This window comes from Rhizobium sp. BK060, from assembly GCF_014193145.1.
In the GTDB taxonomy this organism is placed as follows: Bacteria; Pseudomonadota; Alphaproteobacteria; order Rhizobiales; family Rhizobiaceae; genus Rhizobium.
On record NZ_JACHYW010000013.1, the window covers coordinates 1 to 20,366 of the forward strand.

The window sequence follows — 20,366 nt, forward strand, 5'->3', positions numbered from 1 at the left end:
ATGCTAACGTTCATTTCGGACGTCTCCTCTGTTGTGGCGGTTAACATCCACCATGCTGGCACATTCGATGCCGTCGAGGGGCGTCCACCCCATCAGTTCGCGAATGTCTCGCGATTGCGGCGTGCAAACTCCGCCATGTCATCCTTCTTCTGGTCATGCGCAATCAATGCAAGGCACTTGCCGCCGGCCATGAAAAGGACCTCCACCTGAAATTCAATCGATTTGGCTGCTTCTATACGAAGCGCCCGTCTTTTGAAAGACCACCGCGCTGCCAGCGCTTCACTCGATGGACGGCTTGTCGTCCGGTACCGGTCCGATTGCAGGCAGCGCCTCGTCGGACGCCGCGGCAGGCATCACCGCCATCGGCGCGACAGCCGGGGCAGCAGCAGCGCCGCCAAAGGTGGCCGTCTGCACCGAGTCGACGGACGGCGCAGTGAGAACCGACGAGCAGGCGTTCGGAAGATCGGAGACCATCACTTCGCGCGGCTTGACCGGCTTCGCATCGGGCTTCGGTGGCTTCGGCGGCGCCCATGGTTCCTTCGTGAACCACCATGCCAGCGACTTGCCGCATCCATCGTCAGCAGGCACCGGCGCCTGCGGCTTGCAAGAGGCTGCGCCCGGTGGGCACTTCATGCGGATGTGGAAGTGGGAATCGTGACCGTAAATCGGGCGAAGCTTGCCGAGATTGGTACGATCGCCCGTCCAGGTGTCGCACATCTTCTTCTTGATGGCCGGATTGACGAAAATCCGTTCGACCTGAGGATAGCTCGCCGCGCGCATCAGCAGCCGGGCGTGCGACTTGGTCCAGACATTCGGATTGATTGTCAGGAAGGCACCCTTCTGCAGCATTGTCGTGAAAGGCAGGATTTCGCGTTCCTCGATGCTCATCGGGTGAGCAGGCATCGGCGTCAGCCATATGTCGGCATCAAGCCCTATCTGGTGCGAGGCATGGCCGTTGAACATTGGTCCGCCGCGCGGCTGTGAAATGTCGCCGACCAGCAAGCCCGGCCATCCGTCGTATTTTGCCGCGTCACGGGACAACTGTTCCAACAGTGAAATCATCGCGGGATTGCCCCAGCGACGATTGCGCGAAAGCCGCATGGTCTGCCAGGTCGGACCGTCGGTCGGCAGCGCCACGGCGCCGGACATGCAGCCTTTCGCGTAGAAACCGAAGGCCTGCGCCGCCCCTTGATTTGGCAGTGCGACGGCGCCGAAGAGGGCCTTGGCGCTCCCGGGACTTGGCTGCTTCTGCTCGGCGTTGGCATCGCCGGCGACAAGGCTTGCTCCGAGCACGCCGGCGAATGCCAATTTCAAAAATGTCTGGAAAGTCCTGGTGGTATGGAGAGCCATGCCATGTCCTGAGCGTCTGTGGCCCGCGGCCGAGTGATTTGCAATCGAATCTACCGTGAAAAGCAATTTTGGTGAATCGATGTTTTGCATAAGCAGGGAATGAGCCGAGCTTACCCGGGCAACAAATGCTCACGATCCTGCGAACCGGACAAAAACGGTCGCCTCACCTGTTTTTCGCCTGCTTTTCGCCTATTGTCGGCGAAAGCAGACAATAATCGGGGTTGGCGAATGGCGCTTACGTGGTCGAAACTTGGTGTGGTCTTTTCTCTTCTCGGCACATTGGCGTTGCCCTTGCAGGCCGTTGCCCAGGAGCCAAATTTCCAGATCGGCAGTTCCGTCATCAGCGAGCTGAAATACAAGCCGGGATTCAAGCATTTCGACTACGTCAATCCGGATGCGCCGAAGGGCGGCAATCTGCGGCTTTCCGCCTCCGGCACCTACGACACCTTCAATCCGCTGCTTTCGAAGGGGGAAACGGCAGTCGGCCTGACCCTGCCTTTCGAAACGCTGATGAAATCGGCCGACGACGAGCTGCTCGCCTCCTACGGCTTGCTGGCGGAAGGCCTTTCCTATCCCGACGACGTCTCGAACGCGACGTTCCGGCTCAGGGCCGAGGCAAAGTGGGCGGATGGGAAGCCGGTGACGCCCGAGGACGTGATCTTCAGCTTCGACAAGACAAAGGAGCTCAATCCCCTCGCCTCCAACTATTACAAGCACGTGGTCAAGGCCGAAAAGACCGGCGAACGCGACGTGACCTTCACGTTCGACGAGAAGAACAACAAGGAGCTTCCCAATATCCTCGGTCAGTTGACTGTGGTGCCGAAGCACTGGTGGGAGGGCACGGGGCCTGACGGTAAGCCGCGTGACATTACCAAGACGACGCTCGAGCCGGTGATGGGATCCGGCCCCTACAAGATCGCTGCCTTCGCGCCGGGCGCAACGATCCGCTACGAGTTGCGCGACGACTATTGGGGCAAGGACCTCAACGTGAATGTCGGCCAGAACAATTTCGGCTCGATCACCTACACCTATTTCGGCGACCGGGACGTGGAGTTCGAGGCCTTCCGAGCCGGCAACAGCGACTATTGGCAGGAGACGCAGGCGGCACGCTGGGCGACCGGCTATGATTTCCCCGCCGTCAAGGACGGGCGCGTGAAGAAAGAGGACGTCGCCAACGCACTGCGCGCCACCGGCATCATGCAGGCCCTGGTACCGAACACGCGCCGCGATATCTTCAAGGACGAAAAGGTTCGCGAGGCGCTGAATTACGGCTTCGACTTCGAGGAACTGAACCGCACCGTCGCCTTCAACACCTACAAGCGCATCGACAGCTATTTCTGGAACACCGAGCTCGCCTCCTCGGGGCTACCGCAGGGCCGCGAACTGGAGATCCTGAACGGCCTCAAGGATAAGCTGTCGCCCGCGGTCTTCACCACCCCCTATACCAATCCGGTCGGCGGCGATCCGCAGAAGAGCCGCGACAACCTGCGCAAGGCAATCGGGCTGTTCAAGGAAGCGGGCTGGGAGATCAAGGGCAACCGCATGGTCAACACCAGGACCGGCAAGCCGATGAGCTTCGAGATCCTCCTGTCGAGCCCGATGCTGGAACGCTGGGCGGTGCCCTATACCAACAATCTGAAGAAGATCGGCATCGATGCGCGCGTCCGGACCGTGGATGCCTCGCAATACACCAACCGGGTGCGCAGCTTCGACTACGACATGATCTGGAACGTGTGGGCCGAGACGATGAACCCCGGCAACGAGCAGGCCGACTATTGGGGCTCGGGATCGGCCAACCAGCAGGGCTCACGCAACTATGCGGGCATTGCCGATCCGGCGATCGATGCGCTGATCCGCATGGTGATCTTCGCCCCCAACCGCGACGAGCAGGTGGCGGCGATTAAGGCGCTCGACCGCGTGCTTTTGGCGGGGCACTATGTCGTGCCACTGTTTTATCGCGGTACGCAATCGATCGCCTATTGGAACACTATCACCCGGCCGGCCGAGTATCCGACCTACGCGACCGGCTTCCCCGATGCCTGGTGGTCATCCGCCGCGTCAAAATGAGCAGGCTTGCATTGGCCTGACGGCTGGGCTCCAAATGAACGATGCGAATCAGGACAAGGCGTAGCGCGCTTGGCCACACCACAAGGAGACCGCACGGATTGAACGGCGATAGACTGGACAGCGCTCGACGCAAGCTTTCCCGGAAGGGCCTTCACTGATGGGCGCCTATATCCTTCGCCGCCTGCTTTTGATGATCCCGACGATCATCGGCATCATGGCCATTTCCTTTACCGTCATCCAGTTCGCGCCCGGCGGCCCAGTCGAGCAGGTGATTGCGCAGCTGACCGGCGATGCGCAGGGCGCGGACTCGCGGCTTTCCGGCGGCGGCGGTGATCTTCTCGGCGGCGGAGGCCTTGACGAAGGCGGCTCGAAATACCGCGGTGCCCAGGGGCTTGATCCGGAATTGATCGCCAAGCTCGAAAAGCAGTTCGGTTTCGACAAGCCGCCGCTGACGCGCTTCGGCCAAATGATGTGGAACTACATCCGCCTCGACTTCGGCGAGAGCTTCTTTCGCAACACTACTGTGCTTAACCTGATCAAAGAAAAGCTGCCGGTCTCGGCCTCGCTCGGCGTCTGGATCATGATCTTCTCGTACGGCATCTCGATTCCGCTCGGAATCCGCAAGGCCGTCAAGGACGGTTCCACGTTCGACGTCTGGACGTCGGGTGTCATCATCATCGGCTATGCGGTTCCAAGCTTCCTGTTCGGTATTTTGCTGATCGTGCTCTTTGCCGGCGGATCCTTCTATGACTGGTTCCCGTTGCGCGGCCTTGTCTCCGACAATTTCGACCAGCTTGCCTGGTGGCAGAAGCCGCTCGACTACTTCTGGCATCTGACGCTGCCGCTGATCTCGCTCTCGCTGGCGGCCTTCGCCACGACGACGCTCTTGACCAAGAACTCGTTCATCGAGGAGATCAAGAAGCAATATGTCGTGACCGCTCGCGCGAAGGGATTGAACCAGCGCCAAGTGCTCTACGGACATGTCTTCCGCAACGCCATGCTGATCATCATCGCCGGCTTCCCCGGCGCTTTCATTTCCGCCTTCTTCACCGGCTCGCTGCTGATCGAGAACATCTTCTCGCTCGATGGGCTGGGGCGGCTTGGCTATCTCTCGGTGGTCAACCGCGACTATCCGATCGTGTTTGCGACGCTCTACATCTTCTCGCTGCTCGGCCTGTTCGTCAGCCTGGTTTCCGACCTGATCTACACGTGGATCGATCCGCGTATCGACTTCGAGCGGAGGGACGTCTGATGGACACCGCCGCCAATCCGACGACCGCAACGCCGGTCAAGCCGCCGCGCAAAGGCCTGCTGTCCCCGACCAACGTCCGCCGCTGGAAGAATTTCAAGGCCAACAGGCGCGGCCACTGGTCCTTGTGGCTGTTCCTTGCCCTGTTCGTGCTCAGCCTGTTTGCCGAGTTCATCGCCAACGACCGGCCGATCATCGCCTCCTACAGGGGTGAGATCCTCTTCCCAGTTCTGGTCAACTATCCCGAAGAGAAGTTCGGCGGATTCCTGGCTGAAACCGACTACCGCTCCGACGTCATATCGGACGAGATCAACGCCAACGGCTGGATGATCTGGCCGCCGATCCACTACTCCTATCGCTCTGTCAATTCGAACATCCCGCATTCGGCGCCGACCCCACCCTTCTGGCTGATGAGCAAGGAGGAGCGCTGCTCCGGATATCCGAAAGGAGCGGCCGACCCCGGCTGCAACTTCGGCAATCTCAACTGGCTCGGCACAGACGATCAGGCGCGTGACGTGCTTGCCCGCGTCATCTACGGCTTCCGCATCTCCGTGCTGTTCGGGCTGGTGTTGACGATCTGCTCGGCCATCATCGGCGTCAGCGCCGGCGCGATCCAGGGCTATTTCGGCGGCTGGACAGACCTACTGCTGCAGCGTTTCATCGAGATCTGGTCGTCGATGCCGGTGCTCTATATCCTGCTGATCATCGCAGCCATCCTGCCGCCCGGCTTCTTCGTGCTGCTTGGGATCATGCTGCTCTTCTCATGGGTCGGCTTCGTCGGCGTCGTGCGCGCGGAATTCCTGCGGGCCCGCAATTTCGAATATGTGCGTGCCGCCCGTGCGCTCGGGGTGAACAACCGGACAATCATGTGGCGCCACCTGCTGCCGAACGCGATGGTGGCGACGCTCACATTCCTGCCATTCATCTTGTCGGGCTCGATCACGACGCTGACCTCGCTCGACTTCCTCGGTTTTGGCATGCCGCCGGGCTCTCCTTCGCTCGGCGAGATGATCGCGCAGGGCAAGGCCAACCTGCAGGCGCCATGGCTCGGGCTGACGGCGTTCTTCACCATGTCGATCATGCTGTCGCTGTTGATCTTCATCGGCGAAGCGGTTCGTGATGCATTCGATCCCAGGAAGACGTTTCAATGAGTGACGCTGCCGAAACACTGCTGTCCGTTCGCGAGCTTTCGGTGGCGTTCCACCAGGGCGGCGATACATCGCTGGCCGTCGATCACATCTCCTTCGATATTCGCAAGGGCGAGGTCGTGGCGCTCGTCGGCGAGTCCGGCTCGGGCAAATCGGTCTCCGCCAATTCGATCCTGCGTCTGCTCCCCTACCCCTCAGCCAGCCATCCCTCCGGCGAAATCCTGTTCAAGGGCAAGGACCTCTTGAAGGCATCCGACAAGGCGTTGCGCGCGGTGCGCGGCAATGACATCACGATGATCTTCCAGGAGCCGATGACCTCGCTCAACCCGCTGCACACGATCGAGAAGCAGATCGCCGAGATCCTCGAACTGCACCAGGGCGTGACCGGTCAGGGCGCGCGCAAGCGGATACTCGAACTGCTGAACCAGGTCGGCATCCGTGACCCGGAAAAGCGGCTGAAAGCCTATCCGCACGAACTTTCCGGCGGCCAGCGGCAACGCGTGATGATCGCCATGGCGCTCGCCAACCGACCGGAACTGCTGATCGCCGACGAGCCGACGACCGCGCTTGACGTGACCGTGCAGGCACAGATCCTCGAGCTGCTGCGGCAGCTGAAGGGCCGGCATGGCATGTCGATGCTCTTCATCACCCACGACCTCGGCATTGTTCGCAAGTTCGCCGACCGTGTCTGCGTGATGACCAAGGGCAAGATCGTCGAGACCGGTACGGTGGAAGAGGTCTTTCGCAATCCGAAGCACGATTATACCCGGCATCTGCTGGCCTCCGAGCCGCGCGGCGAGCCGCCGCTTGCCGATCCCTCAAAGCCCGTCGTGATGCAGGGAGCGGACATTCGCGTCTGGTTTCCGATCAAGGCCGGGCTCATGCGCAAGGTCGTCGATCATGTGAAGGCCGTGGACGGAATCGATCTTCAGCTGCGCGCGGGACAGACGCTCGGCGTCGTCGGCGAATCCGGATCGGGCAAGACGACGCTCGGTCTCGCGCTGACGCGGCTGATTTCGTCGCAGGGCCGGATCAGCTTCGTCGGCAAGGATATAGCCAGCTATTCATTTACGGAAATGCGGCCGCTTCGCAATCAGCTGCAGGTCGTGTTTCAGGATCCCTTCGGCTCGCTCAGCCCCCGCATGTCGGTTGGCGACATCATCGCGGAAGGCCTCAAGGTGCACGAGCGGTCGCTCTCCTACGAGGAGCGCGATCAACGCGTCTGCTGGGCGCTGGAGGAAGTCGGCCTCGACCCGCTGACCCGCTGGCGCTATCCGCATGAATTCTCCGGCGGACAACGCCAACGCATCGCCATTGCCCGCGCCATGGTCCTTAAACCGCGCTTCGTGATGCTGGATGAGCCGACATCGGCGCTCGACATGAGCGTCCAGGCGCAGGTCGTCGACCTCCTGCGCGACCTGCAGAAGAAGCATGATCTCGCCTACCTCTTCATCAGCCACGACCTGAAGGTGGTGAAGGCGCTGGCAAACGACGTCATCGTCATGCGCTTCGGCAAGGTCGTCGAGCAAGGCCCGTCCGCTGCGATCTTCGGTGCGCCGAAGGACGACTACACCAAAGCGCTGATGGCTGCCGCCTTCAACATCGAGGCGGTGCCGACGCCCGCCATCCAACAGTAAAGACGATCATGCCCACAAGACCGCCCATTCTCGTCGATCTCAAGTTCGACCCCGACACCGTTGCCCGCATCCTCAAGAGCGCTTTTCCGGATCGCGGCAGCATCAATCTCGCCGACCCCGCAAACAAGGATCGCGATCTGACCGGCATCGACCATGCGCTGCTCTGGAAGCCGGACGCGGATCTTTTCACTCGCGCTCCCAATCTCAAGGTCATCTTCTCGGGTGGCGCCGGCGTCGACAGCTTCATGAACCTGCCGGGCTTGCCTGATGTGCCGATCGTTCGCTTCTCCGACCGCAGCCTGACGACCCGGATGAGCGAATGGGTGGTGATGCAGTGCCTCATGCACCTCCGACAGCAGCATCAGCACGACAAGGACCAGCGGGCGCGCATCTGGGGCAAGCTGGTTCCGCCTGAAGCGTCCGAGATCACCGTCGGCATCATGGGCCTTGGCGTGCTCGGACAGGACGCGGCGTACAAGCTGAAGGTCATGGGGTTCAACGTCATCGGCTGGTCGCGCAGCCGCAAGGATATCAAGGGTATCGAGACGTTCGATTCCGGTCAGCTCGATGAATTCCTCTCCAGAACGGATTTTCTCGTCGGTCTGCTGCCGCTGACGCCCGAGACGACCGGCTTCTACAATGCGGCGCTGTTTTCAAAGCTGCGCCAGGGCGGCGCGCTCGGCAAGCCCGTGTTCATCAATGCTGGACGGGGAAAGAGCCAGGTGCAGGCCGACATCGTCGCCGCAATTCAGGGCGGTGTGCTCGGGGGCGCCTCGATCGACGTATTCGCGGTCGAGCCGCTGCCGTCCGACGATCCGCTCTGGGAGCTGGAGAACGTTTTCATCACGCCGCACGATGCGGCCGTATCCGATGAAACCGCGCTCTTCCGGCACGTCGAGCGCCAGATCGCCCGCTATGAGAGCGGCGAGCCGCTGCAATTCGTTGTCGACAGACAGGTGGGCTATTGAGCGCAGGAACCATGCTGCGCGCCATTCGTTTTTCTCCCAGATGAAGTGCTGGGCCGACAATGGCTCGCGCGACTCCGGAAGGAGAAAGACATGGCTCACCAGACGGAAACGCGCTGGGAAAAGTCCGACGGCAAGTTCCACGCCGAAGAAACGATCTCGTCAGTCAAGGCGAAGCAGGGCCGAATGGGCACTCGTATTCTTATGGTCCTGATCGTCGCGCTGGCGCTTGCCTTCATCGTATGGATCCCCGTTGAAATCTGGGGCAAGAAGGAGGCGGCGGACATCGCTCCGCAGCAACCTGGACAGCAAATTCAATCGCAACAGCCGGCACCGGCAGCACCACCGTCATTGCAGAACGGCAACGCGGTGCCGACCGAGACGCCGTCTCAGCCGCCGGCATCGAATCCGGCATCGGCAACCCCGAAGGCCCCGGCGCAATAAGAACGGCGCGGGTCAGGCGGTCACAAGGAAGCATCCTGTCGCACAGCCGGCAGGGTGCTTTTCTGTTTGCGCTGGACTTTACCGGCTGATTTTTCGATAAGAAGGCGCACGAGCCGGTCTTCGTGCGTCGGCTTATGACGCGATTTGTCCGGTTTGGGAATGGGCGGAGTTCATGGCCAAGACCGATATCGCAAGGCGCGTTTACAATCACACCTGGAAGCTCGATCCGATTGTTCGCAGCCTGATCGATACAGACTTCTACAAGCTGTTGATGCTGCAGATGATCTGGAAGCTCTATCCTGATGTAAACGCCACATTCACGCTCATCAACCGCACCAAACGCGTGCTGCTGGCCGAAGAGATCGACGAGGGCGAATTGCGCGAGCAGCTCGATCATGCCCGTTCGCTCCGCCTCTCCAAGAAGGAGATGATCTGGCTCGCAGGTAACAGTTTTTATGGGCGCGCGCAGATTTTCGAGCCTGAGTTCCTAGCCTGGCTCTCGCATTTCCAGCTGCCCGAATACGAGCTGTCGAAGCGCGATGGCCAATATGTGCTGGACTTCCACGGATCGTGGAAGGACACGACCATGTGGGAAATTCCGGCGCTCGCCATCATCAACGAGCTTCGGTCGCGCTCGGCCATGAAGGCGCTCGGGCCGTTTACGCTCGATGTACTCTATGCCCGCGCCAAGGCGCGGATGTGGGAAAAGGTGGAGCGACTGCGCGAATTGCCCGGTCTGCGCATCTCCGATTTCGGTACGCGCCGCCGCCACAGCTTCCTGTGGCAGCGCTGGTGCGTCGAGGCGCTGAAGGAAGGCATTGGTCCCGCCTTCACCGGTACCAGCAACGTCCTGCTCGCCATGGATTCCGATCTCGAAGCGGTGGGCACGAACGCCCACGAACTGCCGATGGTGGCCGCAGCACTGGCGAAGAACGACGCCGAGTTGCACAACGCGCCCTACAAAGTTCTGCGCGATTGGAACAAGCTCTACGGCGGCAACCTGCTGATCGTCCTTCCGGATGCCTTCGGCACCGCCGCCTTCCTGCGCGACGCGCCCGAGTGGGTCGCTGATTGGACTGGTTTCCGTCCGGACAGCGCACCACCGATCGAGGGCGGCGAGAAGATCATCGAGTGGTGGAAAAAGATGGGCCGCGATCCGCGCCAGAAGCTGCTCATCTTCTCGGACGGGCTCGATGTCGATGCCATCATCGACACCTACAAGCACTTCGAGGGGAAGGTGCGCATGAGCTTCGGCTGGGGCACCAACCTCACCAACGATTTCGCCGGCTGTGCACCGACCGAGATCTCCGGGCTCAACCCGATCTCCATCGTCTGCAAGGTCATCGACGCCAACGGCCGCCCTGCCGTGAAACTATCGGACAATCCGCAGAAGGCGACTGGCGATCCGGCGGAGGTTCAGCGCTATCTGAAATTCTTCGGGACGGAAGACCGCGTCGACCAGGCGGTGCTTGTCTGAGAGATTTCCGTGACGCCGGACGGAGCCGCGATAGCCGCGCCGAACCTGGCAAAACCGGGACGCGGTCCCCATTTAGGCAAGTGCGGGCGCGGGCTGCCGAAGTTTGACGCCCATCTTTGACCTGAAAGGACGATCCAATGACTGTAGAGCGTGCGGTACTGGCGGGCGGTTGCTTTTGGGGTATGCAGGATCTCATCAGACGCTATCCGGGCGTCGTGTCCACGCGCGTGGGCTACACCGGTGGCGAGGTGGCGAACGCGACCTACCGGAATCACGGCAATCACGCCGAGGCGATCGAGATCATGTTCGACCCCGCGAAGATCAGCTACCGTGACATCCTCGAGTTCTTTTTTCAGATCCATGATCCGACGACACTCAACCGGCAAGGCAATGATCTCGGCGCCAGTTACAGGTCGGCGATATTCTACACGAGCGACAAACAGCAGTTGACCGCCGAAAACACCATTGCTGACGTGGACGCATCGGGTCTATGGCCCGGGAAAGTCGTTACCGAAGTCGCTCCCGCAAGCGATTTCTGGGAAGCGGAACCTGAGCACCAGGATTATCTGGAACGCATTCCGAACGGATACACATGCCACTTTGTCCGACCCGGGTGGAAGTTGCCGAAACGGCAGCAAGACACCGCCGCCGTTGGATGACCGGAACGTGTGCGAAACGAAGGAGGCCCTGCCGTCAGGCAGGGCCTTTTGCATTTCGGGATGGATGTCGGGAGGTAACGCACATCAAGAAGCAAGCTTTTGCCCTCGATCGCTATTCAAACGGCCATCATGCCCATGCAGACGGTCGGTCGAGACGCGCAACCGTTGCCACGTGATCTCCCAAGCAGTTGTAAACAAATCACTTCTTTGAAAGAAATGGCGGACAGAGAGGGATTCGAACCCTCGGTACGCTTTCACGTACACACGCGTTCCAGGCGTGCGCCTTCAACCACTCGGCCACCTGTCCTTTGGCGGTCTGCATCGGCGAAGATGCAAATCGTCGGAACGGCCGCGATATATACCGATGAATTTTCGCCGATCAACCCAAATCTAACAGTTTTTTGACTTCTTCCGGTAAAAGTGCGGCTAAGCCCTCCATTGCAGTTCCATCAGCCCGTAGCTATCTTTTATTGCAGGTGGAAAATGGCGCGGCTGGCCGGGCAAGAGCCCGGTGCGTTGATGGCCGGAGAGTTCGATGCGTTTCCTTTTGCGTTTGGCGAGTCTTGTTGCGCTGGCTGTTGCCGTGATTGCCGGAACGATCGATTCAATTCAGTCCGTTGCCGCCTCCTCCGTGGTCATAACGCCGATGGGCGACGCGTGGCAGGATCTGAGCCCGTCGTCGCTGGAAAGCCTGCAAGCAACGATCGCCTACTATATCCACCCGCGGTTCTATGCCCTCGCCTTCCAGTGGCTGATGCTCCAGCCGGCCTTCGCCGTGTTTCTGGTGCTATCGCTGCTGTTGTGGATGGCGGGCTACAAGAAACCGCCGATCGCCGGCCGCTTTGCCGCATAAGAAGCAGCATTGTCCTGGACATCCCAGCCCGACATCAGACGATGATATCGAAACGGTCGTCACGCCTGGATTGGCTAGAAAAATCGCAACCCGACGATGATTTTGAGCAAAAATCAGCCCGTCTGAGCTGATTTTTGGCAATTGCGGCAAATTTTTACCAGTCGAAAAATTTCTCGTGAATTTTTTTTTGAGCCATGCAAGGATGCGCCCAGCCAGGCCTCCGGGGGGAGGTCGGTGGTTCCGCAGACATGCCTGAACGGGCTTGCGGGAGGACCCAAACAAATAGAAACAATAGGGCTGCAACTCATGAAAAAATCCCTTCTGACTCTCCTGGCCGTGGCTGCCATGTCCACGACGGCGCTCGCCGCTGACGTCAAGCCGGCACTCGTTTACGGCACCGGCGGGAAGTTCGATAAGTCTTTTAACGAAGCAGCCTTTAATGGCGCTGAGAAATTCAAGAAAGAAACCGGGATCGCTTATCGCGACTTCGAGCCGACTGGCGACACCCAGGGCGAGCAGGCGATCCGCAACTTCGCAAGCCGTGGCTTCAACCCGGTTATCGCCGTCTCCTTTGCGTGGACCTCGGCCATCGAGAAGGTCGCGGCTGAGTTTCCCGACACAAAGTTCGTCATCGTTGACGCCGTCGTCGACAAGCCGAACGTCCGTTCCGTCGTCTACAAGGAAGAAGAAGGTTCCTTCCTCGTTGGCACTCTCGCAGGCCTTGCTTCCAAGACCGGCAAGGTGGGCTTCGTCGGTGGCATGGACATTCCGCTGATCCGCAAGTTCGAATGCGGCTACGAGCAGGGCGCACGCTCCGTCAAGGCCGATATCGAGGTGTTCCAGAACATGACCGGCACGACGGGCGCTGCCTGGAATGACCCGGTCCGTGGTGGCGAACTCACCAAGAACCAGATCGATCAGGGCGCGGACGTCGTCTACGCGGCAGCGGGCGCAACCGGCCTCGGCGTCTTGCAGACGGCCGCCGACAACAAGAAGCTCTCGATCGGCGTCGACAGCAACCAGAACCACCTTCACCCGGGCTCCGTCCTGACCTCGATGGTCAAGCGCGTTGACCTCGCAGTCTACAACGGCTTCAGCGACGTCAAGGGCGACAAGTTCACGGCCGGCGTGCTGGCGCTCGGCGTCAAGGAGGACGGCGTTGGCGCCGCCATCGACGACAACAACAAGGCCCTGATCACGCCGGAAATGCAGGCCGCGCTCGACAAGGCCAAGGAAGGCATCATCGCGGGAACCATCAAGGTTCACGACTACACGACGGACAACGCTTGCCCGAAGTGATCCGTGACTGAGACGGGCGTATGGCGGAGTTGCTCCGTCATACGCCCTTTTCGTATTTGGAGCCTGCTGTGACAGACACGCCCGCTATCGAACTTGTGGGCATCGACAAGAAATTCGGTGCCGTTCACGCCAACAAGGACATCAATCTTACCGTCGCCAAGGGCACGATTCATGGCATCATCGGGGAAAACGGTGCCGGCAAATCGACCTTGATGTCGATCCTCTACGGTTTCTACCATGCCGATAGCGGTGAGATTCGCGTCAACGGCAATCCCGTGACCATCAAGGACAGCCAGGCCGCGATCGCTACCGGGATCGGCATGGTGCACCAGCACTTCATGCTGGTCGACAATTTTACGGTGCTCGAGAACATCATGCTTGGGGCCGAGGGCGGCGCCTTGCTGGCGAGGGGCGTCTCTTCCGCACGTGCCGAACTGCGGCGTCTGGAGAAGGACTACGGCCTCGAGGTCAATCCCGATGCGTTGATCGAAGAGCTTCCGGTCGGGTTGCAGCAGCGCGTCGAGATCCTCAAGGCCATGTACCGCGGCGCCGAGATCCTCATTCTCGACGAGCCGACAGGCGTGCTAACTCCGGCCGAAGCTGACCATCTTTTCAAGATCCTTCGTGTCCTGCGCGACCAAGGCAAGACCATCATTCTGATCACTCACAAGCTGCGCGAGATCATGGCGATCACCGACACCGTGTCCGTCATGCGCCGTGGCGAGATGGTCGCGACGCGCAAGACCTCCGAAACGACGGTCGAGGAACTTGCCGAACTGATGGTTGGCCGCCGGGTCCTGCTGCGGGTGCAGAAAGGCGAGGCCAATCCGGGCAAGGTGATCCTGTCGGTCCGCAACCTCACGGTTAAGGACAATCGCGGTGTCATCATGGTCGACAACGTGTCCTTCGATGTCCGCGCCGGCGAGATCGTCGGCATTGCCGGTGTCGCCGGCAATGGGCAGTCCGAATTGCTGGAGGCGATCGCGGGCATCCGCAAGCCGCATTCCGGGGAGATTTTCCTCGACGGGCAAACGATCGACAAGGCCGATCCTGCGCGCTTGCGCGAGCTTGGTCTCGCCCATATTCCGGAAGACCGGCATCACATGGGACTGGTGCTGAAATTCGAGGAATACGAGAACTCGGTCCTCGGCTACCACCGCAATCCCGGCTACAGCAAGGGCCCGCTGCTCGATCTCGACGCGATCCGCAAGGACGCCATGGAGAAAATCGAGAAATACGACATCCGCCCGCCGAACCCGCGGCTGAAGACCGCGAACTTCTCCGGCGGCAACCAGCAGAAGATCGTCGTGGCGCGCGAGATCGAGCGCGATCCGACAGCGCTGATCATCGGCCAGCCGACCCGCGGCGTCGATATCGGCGCCATCGAATTCATTCACCGCCGGATCATCGAGATGCGCGACGCGGGCAAGGCAATCCTGCTCGTCTCCGTCGAACTCGACGAAATCCGCGCCCTTTCAGACCGTATCCTTGTCATGTTTGCCGGCCATGTCGTCGGCGAGAAGACGCCCGATGCCGGTGAACAGACCCTCGGCCTGATGATGGCCGGCATTGCCGCGTGAGGCCTTGATGAGCACTGCTTCAGTTCCACTTCCCAATTGGATCAATTACGGCCTCATCCCGCTGTTGAACCTGTTGGTCGCCTTCCTGATCTCCGGTTTCGTCGTCTGGCTGATCGGGGAGAGCCCGCTTGCCGCCCTGTCGTTGCTGATCGAAGGCGCGCTCGGCAGCGGCGAAGGCATCGGCTTTACGCTCTATTATGCGACGAGCTTCATCTTTACCGGTCTTTCCGTAGCGGTGGCCATTCATGCGGGCCTGTTCAACATCGGTTCGGAAGGCCAGGCCTACCTCGGCGGCCTCGGTTGCGCGCTGGTGGCATTGGCGCTCGACCACTATGTTCCGTGGTATGTGACAATGCCGGTGGCGGTCGTCGGCGCAGGTCTCTTTGGCGCCGCCTGGGCGTTCATCCCCGCGTTCCTGCAGGCAAAGCGCGGCAGCCATATCGTCATCACCACCATTATGTTCAACTACATCGGCGCGGCGTTGATGGTGTACCTGCTGGTGCATGTGCTTATCGTGCCCGGCAAGATGGCTCCGGAAACCCGGACCTTCCTTGAAGGCGGTCAATTGCCGAAGCTCGGCTGGCTGATGAACCTTTTCGGCGCCAAGCTTGGCGCCGCACCGTTCAACGTCTCCTTCCTTATCGCGCTCGTTGCCGCCTATTTCGTCTGGCTGCTGATCTGGCGCACCAAGCTCGGCTTCGAGATGCGGACGCTTGGCGTCAGCCAGAGTGCGGCGGCCTATGCGGGCATTCCCTATGCTCGTATCGTCATGATTGCGATGCTGCTGTCGGGCGCGCTTGCCGGCATGATGGCGCTGAACCCGGTGATGGGATCGTCGGCCCGCCTGCAGGTGGAGTTCGTGGGCGGCGCCGGTTTCGTTGGCATTGCCGTGTCGCTGATGGGGAGAAATCATCCCGTCGGGATCATCTTCTCGGCGATCCTCTTCGGCATCCTCTATCAGGGTGGCGACTGGATCTCCTTCGAGATGCCGACTATCACGCGCGAAATGATCCTGGTCATCCAGGGTCTCGTCATCCTCTTCGCCGGCGCCCTGGAATACATGTTCCGGCCTGCGATGGTTCGCGTCTACCAACAGTTCAAGGCCGCATGAGGGGAACGGACGATGGATTATTATGACATCTTCATCAGCGTCCTGAGTTCCACGATCCGCTTGTCGATCCCGCTGATCTTCACGGCGCTGGCAGGTCTGTTTTCCGAACGTGCCGGCATCTTCGATATCGGCCTCGAAGGCAAGATGCTTGGTTCGGCGTTTGCGGCAGCCTGCGTCGCGTATCTGACTGGCTCGGCTTGGCTCGGTCTTGGCGCCGGCATTATTTGCTCGGTGGCGCTCAGCCTCGTCCACGGCTTTGCTTCGATCACCAATCGCGGCAACCAGATCATCTCGGGCGTGGCGATCAACTTCTTCGTCGCCGGTATCACGATCGTCCTCGGCGGTGCGTGGTTCGGCCAGGGCGGTCGTACGCCGCAGCTGCTTCCCGAAGCCCGCTTCTCGCCGATCGTGCTGCCCGGTGCCGAGGCAATGCGCGGCGTCCCGGTTATCGGCCCGCTCTACGCCAATGTGATCTCGGGCAACAACATCCTGACCTATCTCGCCTTCCTCGCGGTTCCGCTTTCCTGGTGGATTCTCTATCGCACCCGCTTCGGCCTGCGGCTGCGCGCCGTCGGCGAAAATCCGGGCGCTGTCGATACGGCCGGCATTTCTGTGAGCTGGCTGCGCTATCGCGCGGTCATGTGCGCCGGAATCCTCTGCGGCTTCTCCGGAACCTACCTGGCGATCGCGCAGTCAGCGGCCTTCATCAAGGACATGTCGGCCGGCAAGGGCTACATTGCGCTTGCAGCGCTGGTCTTTGCGAAGTGGAAGCCGGTGCCCGTCATGTTCGCCTGCCTGCTCTTCGGCTTTCTCGATGCGCTGGCAAACTTCATGCAGGGCAAGCAGGTACCACTGATCGGCGAAGTGCCAGTGCAGATCTTCCAGGCGCTGCCCTATATCCTCACCTGCATCCTGCTTGCCGGCTTCATCGGCGTGGCAATCCCGCCGAAGGCGGGTGGTGTCCCCTATACGAAGGAACGTTGAGAACATGTCCCACGATCTTTTCGAAGCCGCTCGCGGGGCTATGGCCTTCGCTCACGCCCCCTACTCGAAGTTTCCCGTCGGCGCGGCGATCCGTGCCGATGACGGCAAGGTCTACACTGGCGCCAATATCGAGAACCTGTCCTTCCCGCAGGGTTGGTGCGCGGAGCCGACGGCTATCAGCGCCATGATCATGGGCGGTGCCAAGAAGATCGTCGAAATGGCGGTGATCGCAGAGAAGCTGCCGCTCTGCCCGCCCTGTGGCGGTTGCCGTCAGAAGATCTCGGAGTTCGCTTCGAAGGATACGAAGATCTATCTCTGCGACGAAGCCGGCGTGAAGAAGACGATGACCATGGACGAGCTCCTGCCGTTCAGCTTCGAGACCGAACTCGGATGAGTGCGGCGCTGGACGTGCTTGCCGGCAGGCTCGGCGGCCTTTCGCCGCGTGTTGGCATCGTGCTTGGCTCCGGCCTTGGTTCGCTAGTCGGTGAAATGACGGACGCGCAGCGCATTCCATATCATGATTTGCCAGGCTTCCCGGTCAGCGCCGTCTCGGGCCATGCCGGCGAGGTGGTTGCCGGTTCGCTTGGCGGCGTTCCTGTTATCATGCTGTCCGGTCGGGTCCATTTCTACGAGAAGGGCGACGCGGGCGCGATGCGGCTGCCGATCGAAGTACTCAAGGGTCTTGGCATCGAGACGCTGATCCTTACCAACTCCGCCGGCTCCTTGCGGGACGACATGCCGCCTGGCTCTGTAATGCAGATCACCGATCACATCAATTATTCCGGCATGAATCCGCTCATTGGCGAGGAAAGCGACCGCCGCTTCGTTGGCATGACCAGCGCCTACGATGCAGGCCTCGCCGACGAGATGCGCAAGGCTGCAGAAAAGATCGGCATCGCCTTGTCGCAAGGCGTCTATATGTGGTTCTCCGGTCCGAGCTTCGAGACGCCCGCCGAAATCCGGCTGGCCCGCATTCTCGGCGCAGATGCCGTTGGCATGTCGACCGTGCCGGAGGTCATTATCGCGCGAATGCTGGGCTTAAGGGTTGCGGCAGCGTCCGTTATCACCAACTATGGAGCCGGTATGACCGGCGGCGAACTGAGCCATGACGAAACCAAGGACATGGCTCCGATCGGCGGGGCACGCCTCGCCGCCATACTGAAAGAAATGATTGCAGGAGAACGCGAACAATGACCAGTCATTCCAGCAAGGAGACGGCCGCCGTCGCACTCTCGCTTCTCGACCTGACCAACCTCAAGGACGACTGCACCGAGGCGCAGATCGACGCGCTGTGCGCGCGGGCTCAGACCCCCTACGGCAACACCGCAGCGATCTGCATCTGGCCGCGCTTCGTCGCCCATGCCCGCGCCATTCTCGGTACAGGTCATCCGGTACGCATTGCGACTGTCGTCAATTTCCCTTTGGGCGAAATGGAAGTTGCCGACGTCGCCGCCGAGACCCGCGAGGCGATCGCCGATGGCGCCGATGAAATCGACCTCGTCATCCCTTATCGCAAATTCATGACGGGCAGCGGCAAGGCCGTCACCGATATGGTCGCGGCCGTCCGCGCCGAATGCAAGGATCCGATCCTCCTGAAGGTCATTCTCGAGACAGGCGAGATCAAGGATGCGGCGCTGATCCGTCGTGCCTCCGAACTTGCGATCGAGGCCGGTGCCGATTTCATCAAGACATCGACCGGCAAGGTCTCCGTCAATGCGACGTTGGAAGCGGCCGATATCATGTTACGGGTCATCCGCCAGAGCGGCCACAAGGTCGGCTTCAAACCGGCGGGCGGTATCGGCTCGGTCGCGGACGCGGCCCTCTATCTGAGCCTTGCGGAAACGATCATGGCGCCCGACTGGCCGATGCCATCCACCTTCCGTTTCGGCGCGTCCGGATTGCTCGATGACATCCTTGCCGTTCTCAGCGGCACGCAGTCTGCTCCCGCTGCCGCATCGAGCTATTGAAATGATCCCGCAGGAGATCATCCGCCAAAAACGAAACGGCGGAACGCTTTCCGAAGAGGACATCCAATCGTTCATCGCCGCACTGGCGTCCGGTCAGCTTTCGGAAGGGCAGATTGGCGCCTTCGCCATGGCAATTTGGTTCAAGGGCATGTCGCGGGACGAGGTTGTTGCACTGACGCGCGCAATGGCGCGTTCGGGCGACACGCTCAGCTGGGCAGACATAGACCGGCCGATCGCCGACAAGCATTCGACAGGCGGCGTCGGCGATAATGTCTCCCTGATGCTTGCACCAATCGCGGCAGCGTGCGGCTTGGCGGTTCCGATGATTTCCGGGCGCGGTCTTGGCCATACCGGGGGGACACTGGACAAGCTCGAGGCCATTCCCGGCTACACCATCACCCCTGACGCAACGCTTTTCCGCAGGGTCGTGAAGGATGTCGGGTGCGCCATCATCGGCCAGACCGGAGCCCTTGCGCCTGCGGATGGCAAGCTCTACGCCGTGCGAGATGTCACCGCGACCGTCGACTCGATCCCCCTCATCACCGCCTCCATCCTGTCGAAGAAACTCGCGGCCGGGTTGCAGACACTGGTGCTCGATGTCAAGGTCGGTAGCGGCGCGTTCATGGCCGAGCCGAAGGACGCCGAGACACTGGCACGCGCGCTTGTCGATGTCGCCAATAGCGCTGGCGTCAGGACGTCGGCGCTGATCACCGACATGAACCAGCCGCTCGCGGATGCTGCAGGAAACGCCGTCGAGATCCGTAATTGCCTGGAATTTCTGGCCGGCAGGAAGAAGAATACGCGCCTCGAGGCGGCCGTATTGGCCTTTGCGGCCGAGATGCTGATGAAATCAGGTATGGCTTCGTCACTGCAGGACGGTGAAACGAAGGCCGCGGACGCCCTTTCCGCAGGCAAAGCAGCCGAAAACTTCGGCCGTATGGTCCACCTGCTCGGCGGTCCGTCGGATCTCCTGGAAAAGCCAGACAAATACCTCGTCAAAGCGCCAGTAACCAAAGCGGTTCCCGCTCCTCAGTCCGGTTGGCTTTCGGGCTGCGACGTACGGGAGATCGGTATGACCGTCGTCGATCTCGGGGGGGGACGACGGCATCCGGACGACAGGATCGATCACCGCGTTGGGATATCCGACATCCTGCCGGTTGGCACCCGTGTCGAGCGAGGCGATCCGATTGCATTGGTGCATGCCGCCAGCGAGGTTTCGGCCGATGCGGCAATCGCTGCCCTGGCTGCCAACTACAGGATCGGCGAACGCCAACCTGCAATCCCTGATGTCGTTTGCGAGCGCATCGTGGCTATTGCCTGAGGCTGAGGGGCTCCTCAGAAACGGAATAGAAGGTAAGCTTCCAGAGAAAACTCATACCGGCCTGCGAGGATGAAAGGACATCATCCTTTGAGGAGAAGGCGGGACCACAGCGCAAGAGTTACGCGCCCCATGCCTTCTTGGAGGCACCAAACACGACTTCGGCGGCTATTTGCCAGCAAAAGCAACCACGAGATGCTTACGAGGCGAACAAATTCGCCCCTACGATGAGTTCGCCGTTTACTTGCATTGGAATTG

At 60.7% G+C, this 20,366-nt stretch carries 18 protein-coding genes, 1 tRNA gene and 1 pseudogene; 17 read left to right on the forward strand and 3 right to left on the reverse strand.

Annotation, left to right across the window (positions count from 1 at the left end):
- Positions 1–95: 95 nt before the first annotated feature.
- Positions 96–191, reverse strand: a pseudogene (locus tag FHT71_RS15510) (methylglyoxal synthase); the annotation flags it as partial.
- Positions 192–279: 88 nt separating this feature from the next.
- Positions 280–1,350: a penicillin-insensitive murein endopeptidase gene (gene mepA / locus FHT71_RS15515; protein ID WP_132589430.1), complete on the reverse strand. Its 1,071-nt coding sequence runs from the start codon at positions 1,348–1,350 to the stop codon at positions 280–282.
- 228 nt (positions 1,351–1,578) lie between these two features.
- Here mepA and FHT71_RS15520 point away from each other — a divergent pair, with 228 nt between their 5' ends.
- The 8 genes from FHT71_RS15520 (at position 1,579) to msrA (ending at position 10,996) form a co-directional block, all read left to right on the forward strand.
- Positions 1,579–3,417, forward strand: a complete 1,839-nt coding sequence (locus tag FHT71_RS15520; RefSeq protein WP_132589428.1) for an extracellular solute-binding protein — start codon at positions 1,579–1,581, stop codon at positions 3,415–3,417.
- Between the two features lie 157 nt (positions 3,418–3,574).
- Positions 3,575–4,669, forward strand: coding sequence for a microcin C ABC transporter permease YejB (locus FHT71_RS15525; RefSeq protein ID WP_132589426.1), 1,095 nt, complete (start codon positions 3,575–3,577; stop codon positions 4,667–4,669).
- The gene (locus tag FHT71_RS15530; RefSeq protein WP_132589424.1) at positions 4,669–5,817 is read left to right on the forward strand and encodes an ABC transporter permease; all 1,149 of its coding nucleotides are present in this window, start codon (positions 4,669–4,671) and stop codon (positions 5,815–5,817) included. Before FHT71_RS15525 ends, FHT71_RS15530 begins: the two co-directional genes overlap by 1 nt.
- Complete coding sequence (locus FHT71_RS15535) at positions 5,814–7,451, forward strand: ABC transporter ATP-binding protein (RefSeq protein ID WP_183720776.1); 1,638 nt, start codon at positions 5,814–5,816, stop codon at positions 7,449–7,451. Before FHT71_RS15530 ends, FHT71_RS15535 begins: the two co-directional genes overlap by 4 nt.
- A gap of 8 nt (positions 7,452–7,459) precedes the next feature.
- Positions 7,460–8,419 (forward strand): glyoxylate/hydroxypyruvate reductase A, encoded by a 960-nt coding sequence (locus FHT71_RS15540; protein ID WP_132589420.1) that lies wholly within the window; start codon positions 7,460–7,462, stop codon positions 8,417–8,419.
- Positions 8,420–8,509: 90 nt separating this feature from the next.
- On the forward strand, positions 8,510–8,860 hold the full coding sequence (locus FHT71_RS15545) for a hypothetical protein (protein ID WP_183720779.1): 351 nt from the start codon (positions 8,510–8,512) through the stop codon (positions 8,858–8,860).
- Positions 8,861–9,032: 172 nt separating this feature from the next.
- Positions 9,033–10,337 (forward strand): nicotinate phosphoribosyltransferase, encoded by a 1,305-nt coding sequence (gene pncB, locus FHT71_RS15550; RefSeq protein ID WP_007798451.1) that lies wholly within the window; start codon positions 9,033–9,035, stop codon positions 10,335–10,337.
- Positions 10,338–10,474: 137 nt separating this feature from the next.
- Positions 10,475–10,996 carry a peptide-methionine (S)-S-oxide reductase MsrA gene (gene msrA / locus FHT71_RS15555; protein WP_132589414.1) on the forward strand — a complete coding sequence of 174 codons (522 nt, stop codon included), beginning with the start codon at positions 10,475–10,477 and terminating at the stop codon, positions 10,994–10,996.
- A 217-nt stretch (positions 10,997–11,213) separates the two neighbouring features.
- Here the strand turns inward: msrA and FHT71_RS15560 are convergent.
- Positions 11,214–11,303: transfer RNA gene (locus FHT71_RS15560), tRNA-Ser, on the reverse strand.
- A gap of 228 nt (positions 11,304–11,531) precedes the next feature.
- Here FHT71_RS15560 and FHT71_RS15565 point away from each other — a divergent pair.
- From FHT71_RS15565 to deoA, 9 genes are all read left to right on the forward strand, one after another.
- Entirely contained in the window at positions 11,532–11,849 is a 318-nt protein-coding gene (locus tag FHT71_RS15565) for a hypothetical protein (protein ID WP_132589412.1), read from the forward strand.
- A gap of 306 nt (positions 11,850–12,155) precedes the next feature.
- Positions 12,156–13,148, forward strand: coding sequence for a BMP family ABC transporter substrate-binding protein (locus tag FHT71_RS15570; RefSeq protein WP_007798443.1), 993 nt, complete (start codon positions 12,156–12,158; stop codon positions 13,146–13,148).
- A gap of 68 nt (positions 13,149–13,216) precedes the next feature.
- Positions 13,217–14,728 carry an ABC transporter ATP-binding protein gene (locus FHT71_RS15575; protein WP_183720782.1) on the forward strand — a complete coding sequence of 504 codons (1,512 nt, stop codon included), beginning with the start codon at positions 13,217–13,219 and terminating at the stop codon, positions 14,726–14,728.
- 7 nt (positions 14,729–14,735) lie between these two features.
- Positions 14,736–15,839 carry an ABC transporter permease gene (locus tag FHT71_RS15580; protein WP_132589408.1) on the forward strand — a complete coding sequence of 368 codons (1,104 nt, stop codon included), beginning with the start codon at positions 14,736–14,738 and terminating at the stop codon, positions 15,837–15,839.
- A 12-nt stretch (positions 15,840–15,851) separates the two neighbouring features.
- The gene (locus FHT71_RS15585; RefSeq protein WP_007798434.1) at positions 15,852–16,823 is read left to right on the forward strand and encodes an ABC transporter permease; all 972 of its coding nucleotides are present in this window, start codon (positions 15,852–15,854) and stop codon (positions 16,821–16,823) included.
- Positions 16,824–16,827: 4 nt separating this feature from the next.
- A complete protein-coding gene (locus tag FHT71_RS15590; RefSeq protein ID WP_007798431.1) occupies positions 16,828–17,217 on the forward strand; it encodes a cytidine deaminase in 390 nt (129 codons plus the stop codon).
- Positions 17,214–18,017 carry a purine-nucleoside phosphorylase gene (locus FHT71_RS15595; RefSeq protein WP_007798429.1) on the forward strand — a complete coding sequence of 268 codons (804 nt, stop codon included), beginning with the start codon at positions 17,214–17,216 and terminating at the stop codon, positions 18,015–18,017. Before FHT71_RS15590 ends, FHT71_RS15595 begins: the two co-directional genes overlap by 4 nt.
- Positions 18,014–18,790 (forward strand): deoxyribose-phosphate aldolase, encoded by a 777-nt coding sequence (deoC, locus tag FHT71_RS15600; protein WP_132589404.1) that lies wholly within the window; start codon positions 18,014–18,016, stop codon positions 18,788–18,790. The genes FHT71_RS15595 and deoC overlap by 4 nt, the downstream gene beginning before the upstream one ends.
- A gap of 1 nt (position 18,791) precedes the next feature.
- Entirely contained in the window at positions 18,792–20,111 is a 1,320-nt protein-coding gene (deoA, locus tag FHT71_RS15605) for a thymidine phosphorylase (protein ID WP_183720929.1), read from the forward strand.
- The last annotated feature ends 255 nt before the right edge of the window (positions 20,112–20,366 follow it).

What these genes read in the sequence shown, in the direction of transcription:
- deoC (WP_132589404.1), top strand. Translation starts at nt 18,014, where the DNA reads ATGACCAGTCATTCCAGCAAGGAGACGGCCGCCGTCGCACTCTCGCTT.
- FHT71_RS15525 (WP_132589426.1), top strand. Translation starts at nt 3,575, where the DNA reads ATGGGCGCCTATATCCTTCGCCGCCTGCTTTTGATGATCCCGACGATC.
- FHT71_RS15545 (WP_183720779.1), top strand. Translation starts at nt 8,510, where the DNA reads ATGGCTCACCAGACGGAAACGCGCTGGGAAAAGTCCGACGGCAAGTTC.
- FHT71_RS15540 (WP_132589420.1), top strand. Translation starts at nt 7,460, where the DNA reads ATGCCCACAAGACCGCCCATTCTCGTCGATCTCAAGTTCGACCCCGAC.
- FHT71_RS15580 (WP_132589408.1), top strand. Translation starts at nt 14,736, where the DNA reads ATGAGCACTGCTTCAGTTCCACTTCCCAATTGGATCAATTACGGCCTC.
- FHT71_RS15570 (WP_007798443.1), top strand. Translation starts at nt 12,156, where the DNA reads ATGAAAAAATCCCTTCTGACTCTCCTGGCCGTGGCTGCCATGTCCACG.
- FHT71_RS15530 (WP_132589424.1), top strand. Translation starts at nt 4,669, where the DNA reads ATGGACACCGCCGCCAATCCGACGACCGCAACGCCGGTCAAGCCGCCG.
- pncB (WP_007798451.1), top strand. Translation starts at nt 9,033, where the DNA reads ATGGCCAAGACCGATATCGCAAGGCGCGTTTACAATCACACCTGGAAG.
- FHT71_RS15595 (WP_007798429.1), top strand. Translation starts at nt 17,214, where the DNA reads ATGAGTGCGGCGCTGGACGTGCTTGCCGGCAGGCTCGGCGGCCTTTCG.
- FHT71_RS15535 (WP_183720776.1), top strand. Translation starts at nt 5,814, where the DNA reads ATGAGTGACGCTGCCGAAACACTGCTGTCCGTTCGCGAGCTTTCGGTG.
- FHT71_RS15520 (WP_132589428.1), top strand. Translation starts at nt 1,579, where the DNA reads ATGGCGCTTACGTGGTCGAAACTTGGTGTGGTCTTTTCTCTTCTCGGC.
- FHT71_RS15565 (WP_132589412.1), top strand. Translation starts at nt 11,532, where the DNA reads ATGCGTTTCCTTTTGCGTTTGGCGAGTCTTGTTGCGCTGGCTGTTGCC.
- FHT71_RS15585 (WP_007798434.1), top strand. Translation starts at nt 15,852, where the DNA reads ATGGATTATTATGACATCTTCATCAGCGTCCTGAGTTCCACGATCCGC.
- msrA (WP_132589414.1), top strand. Translation starts at nt 10,475, where the DNA reads ATGACTGTAGAGCGTGCGGTACTGGCGGGCGGTTGCTTTTGGGGTATG.
- mepA (WP_132589430.1), bottom strand. Translation starts at nt 1,350, where the DNA reads ATGGCTCTCCATACCACCAGGACTTTCCAGACATTTTTGAAATTGGCA.
- deoA (WP_183720929.1), top strand. Translation starts at nt 18,792, where the DNA reads ATGATCCCGCAGGAGATCATCCGCCAAAAACGAAACGGCGGAACGCTT.
- FHT71_RS15590 (WP_007798431.1), top strand. Translation starts at nt 16,828, where the DNA reads ATGTCCCACGATCTTTTCGAAGCCGCTCGCGGGGCTATGGCCTTCGCT.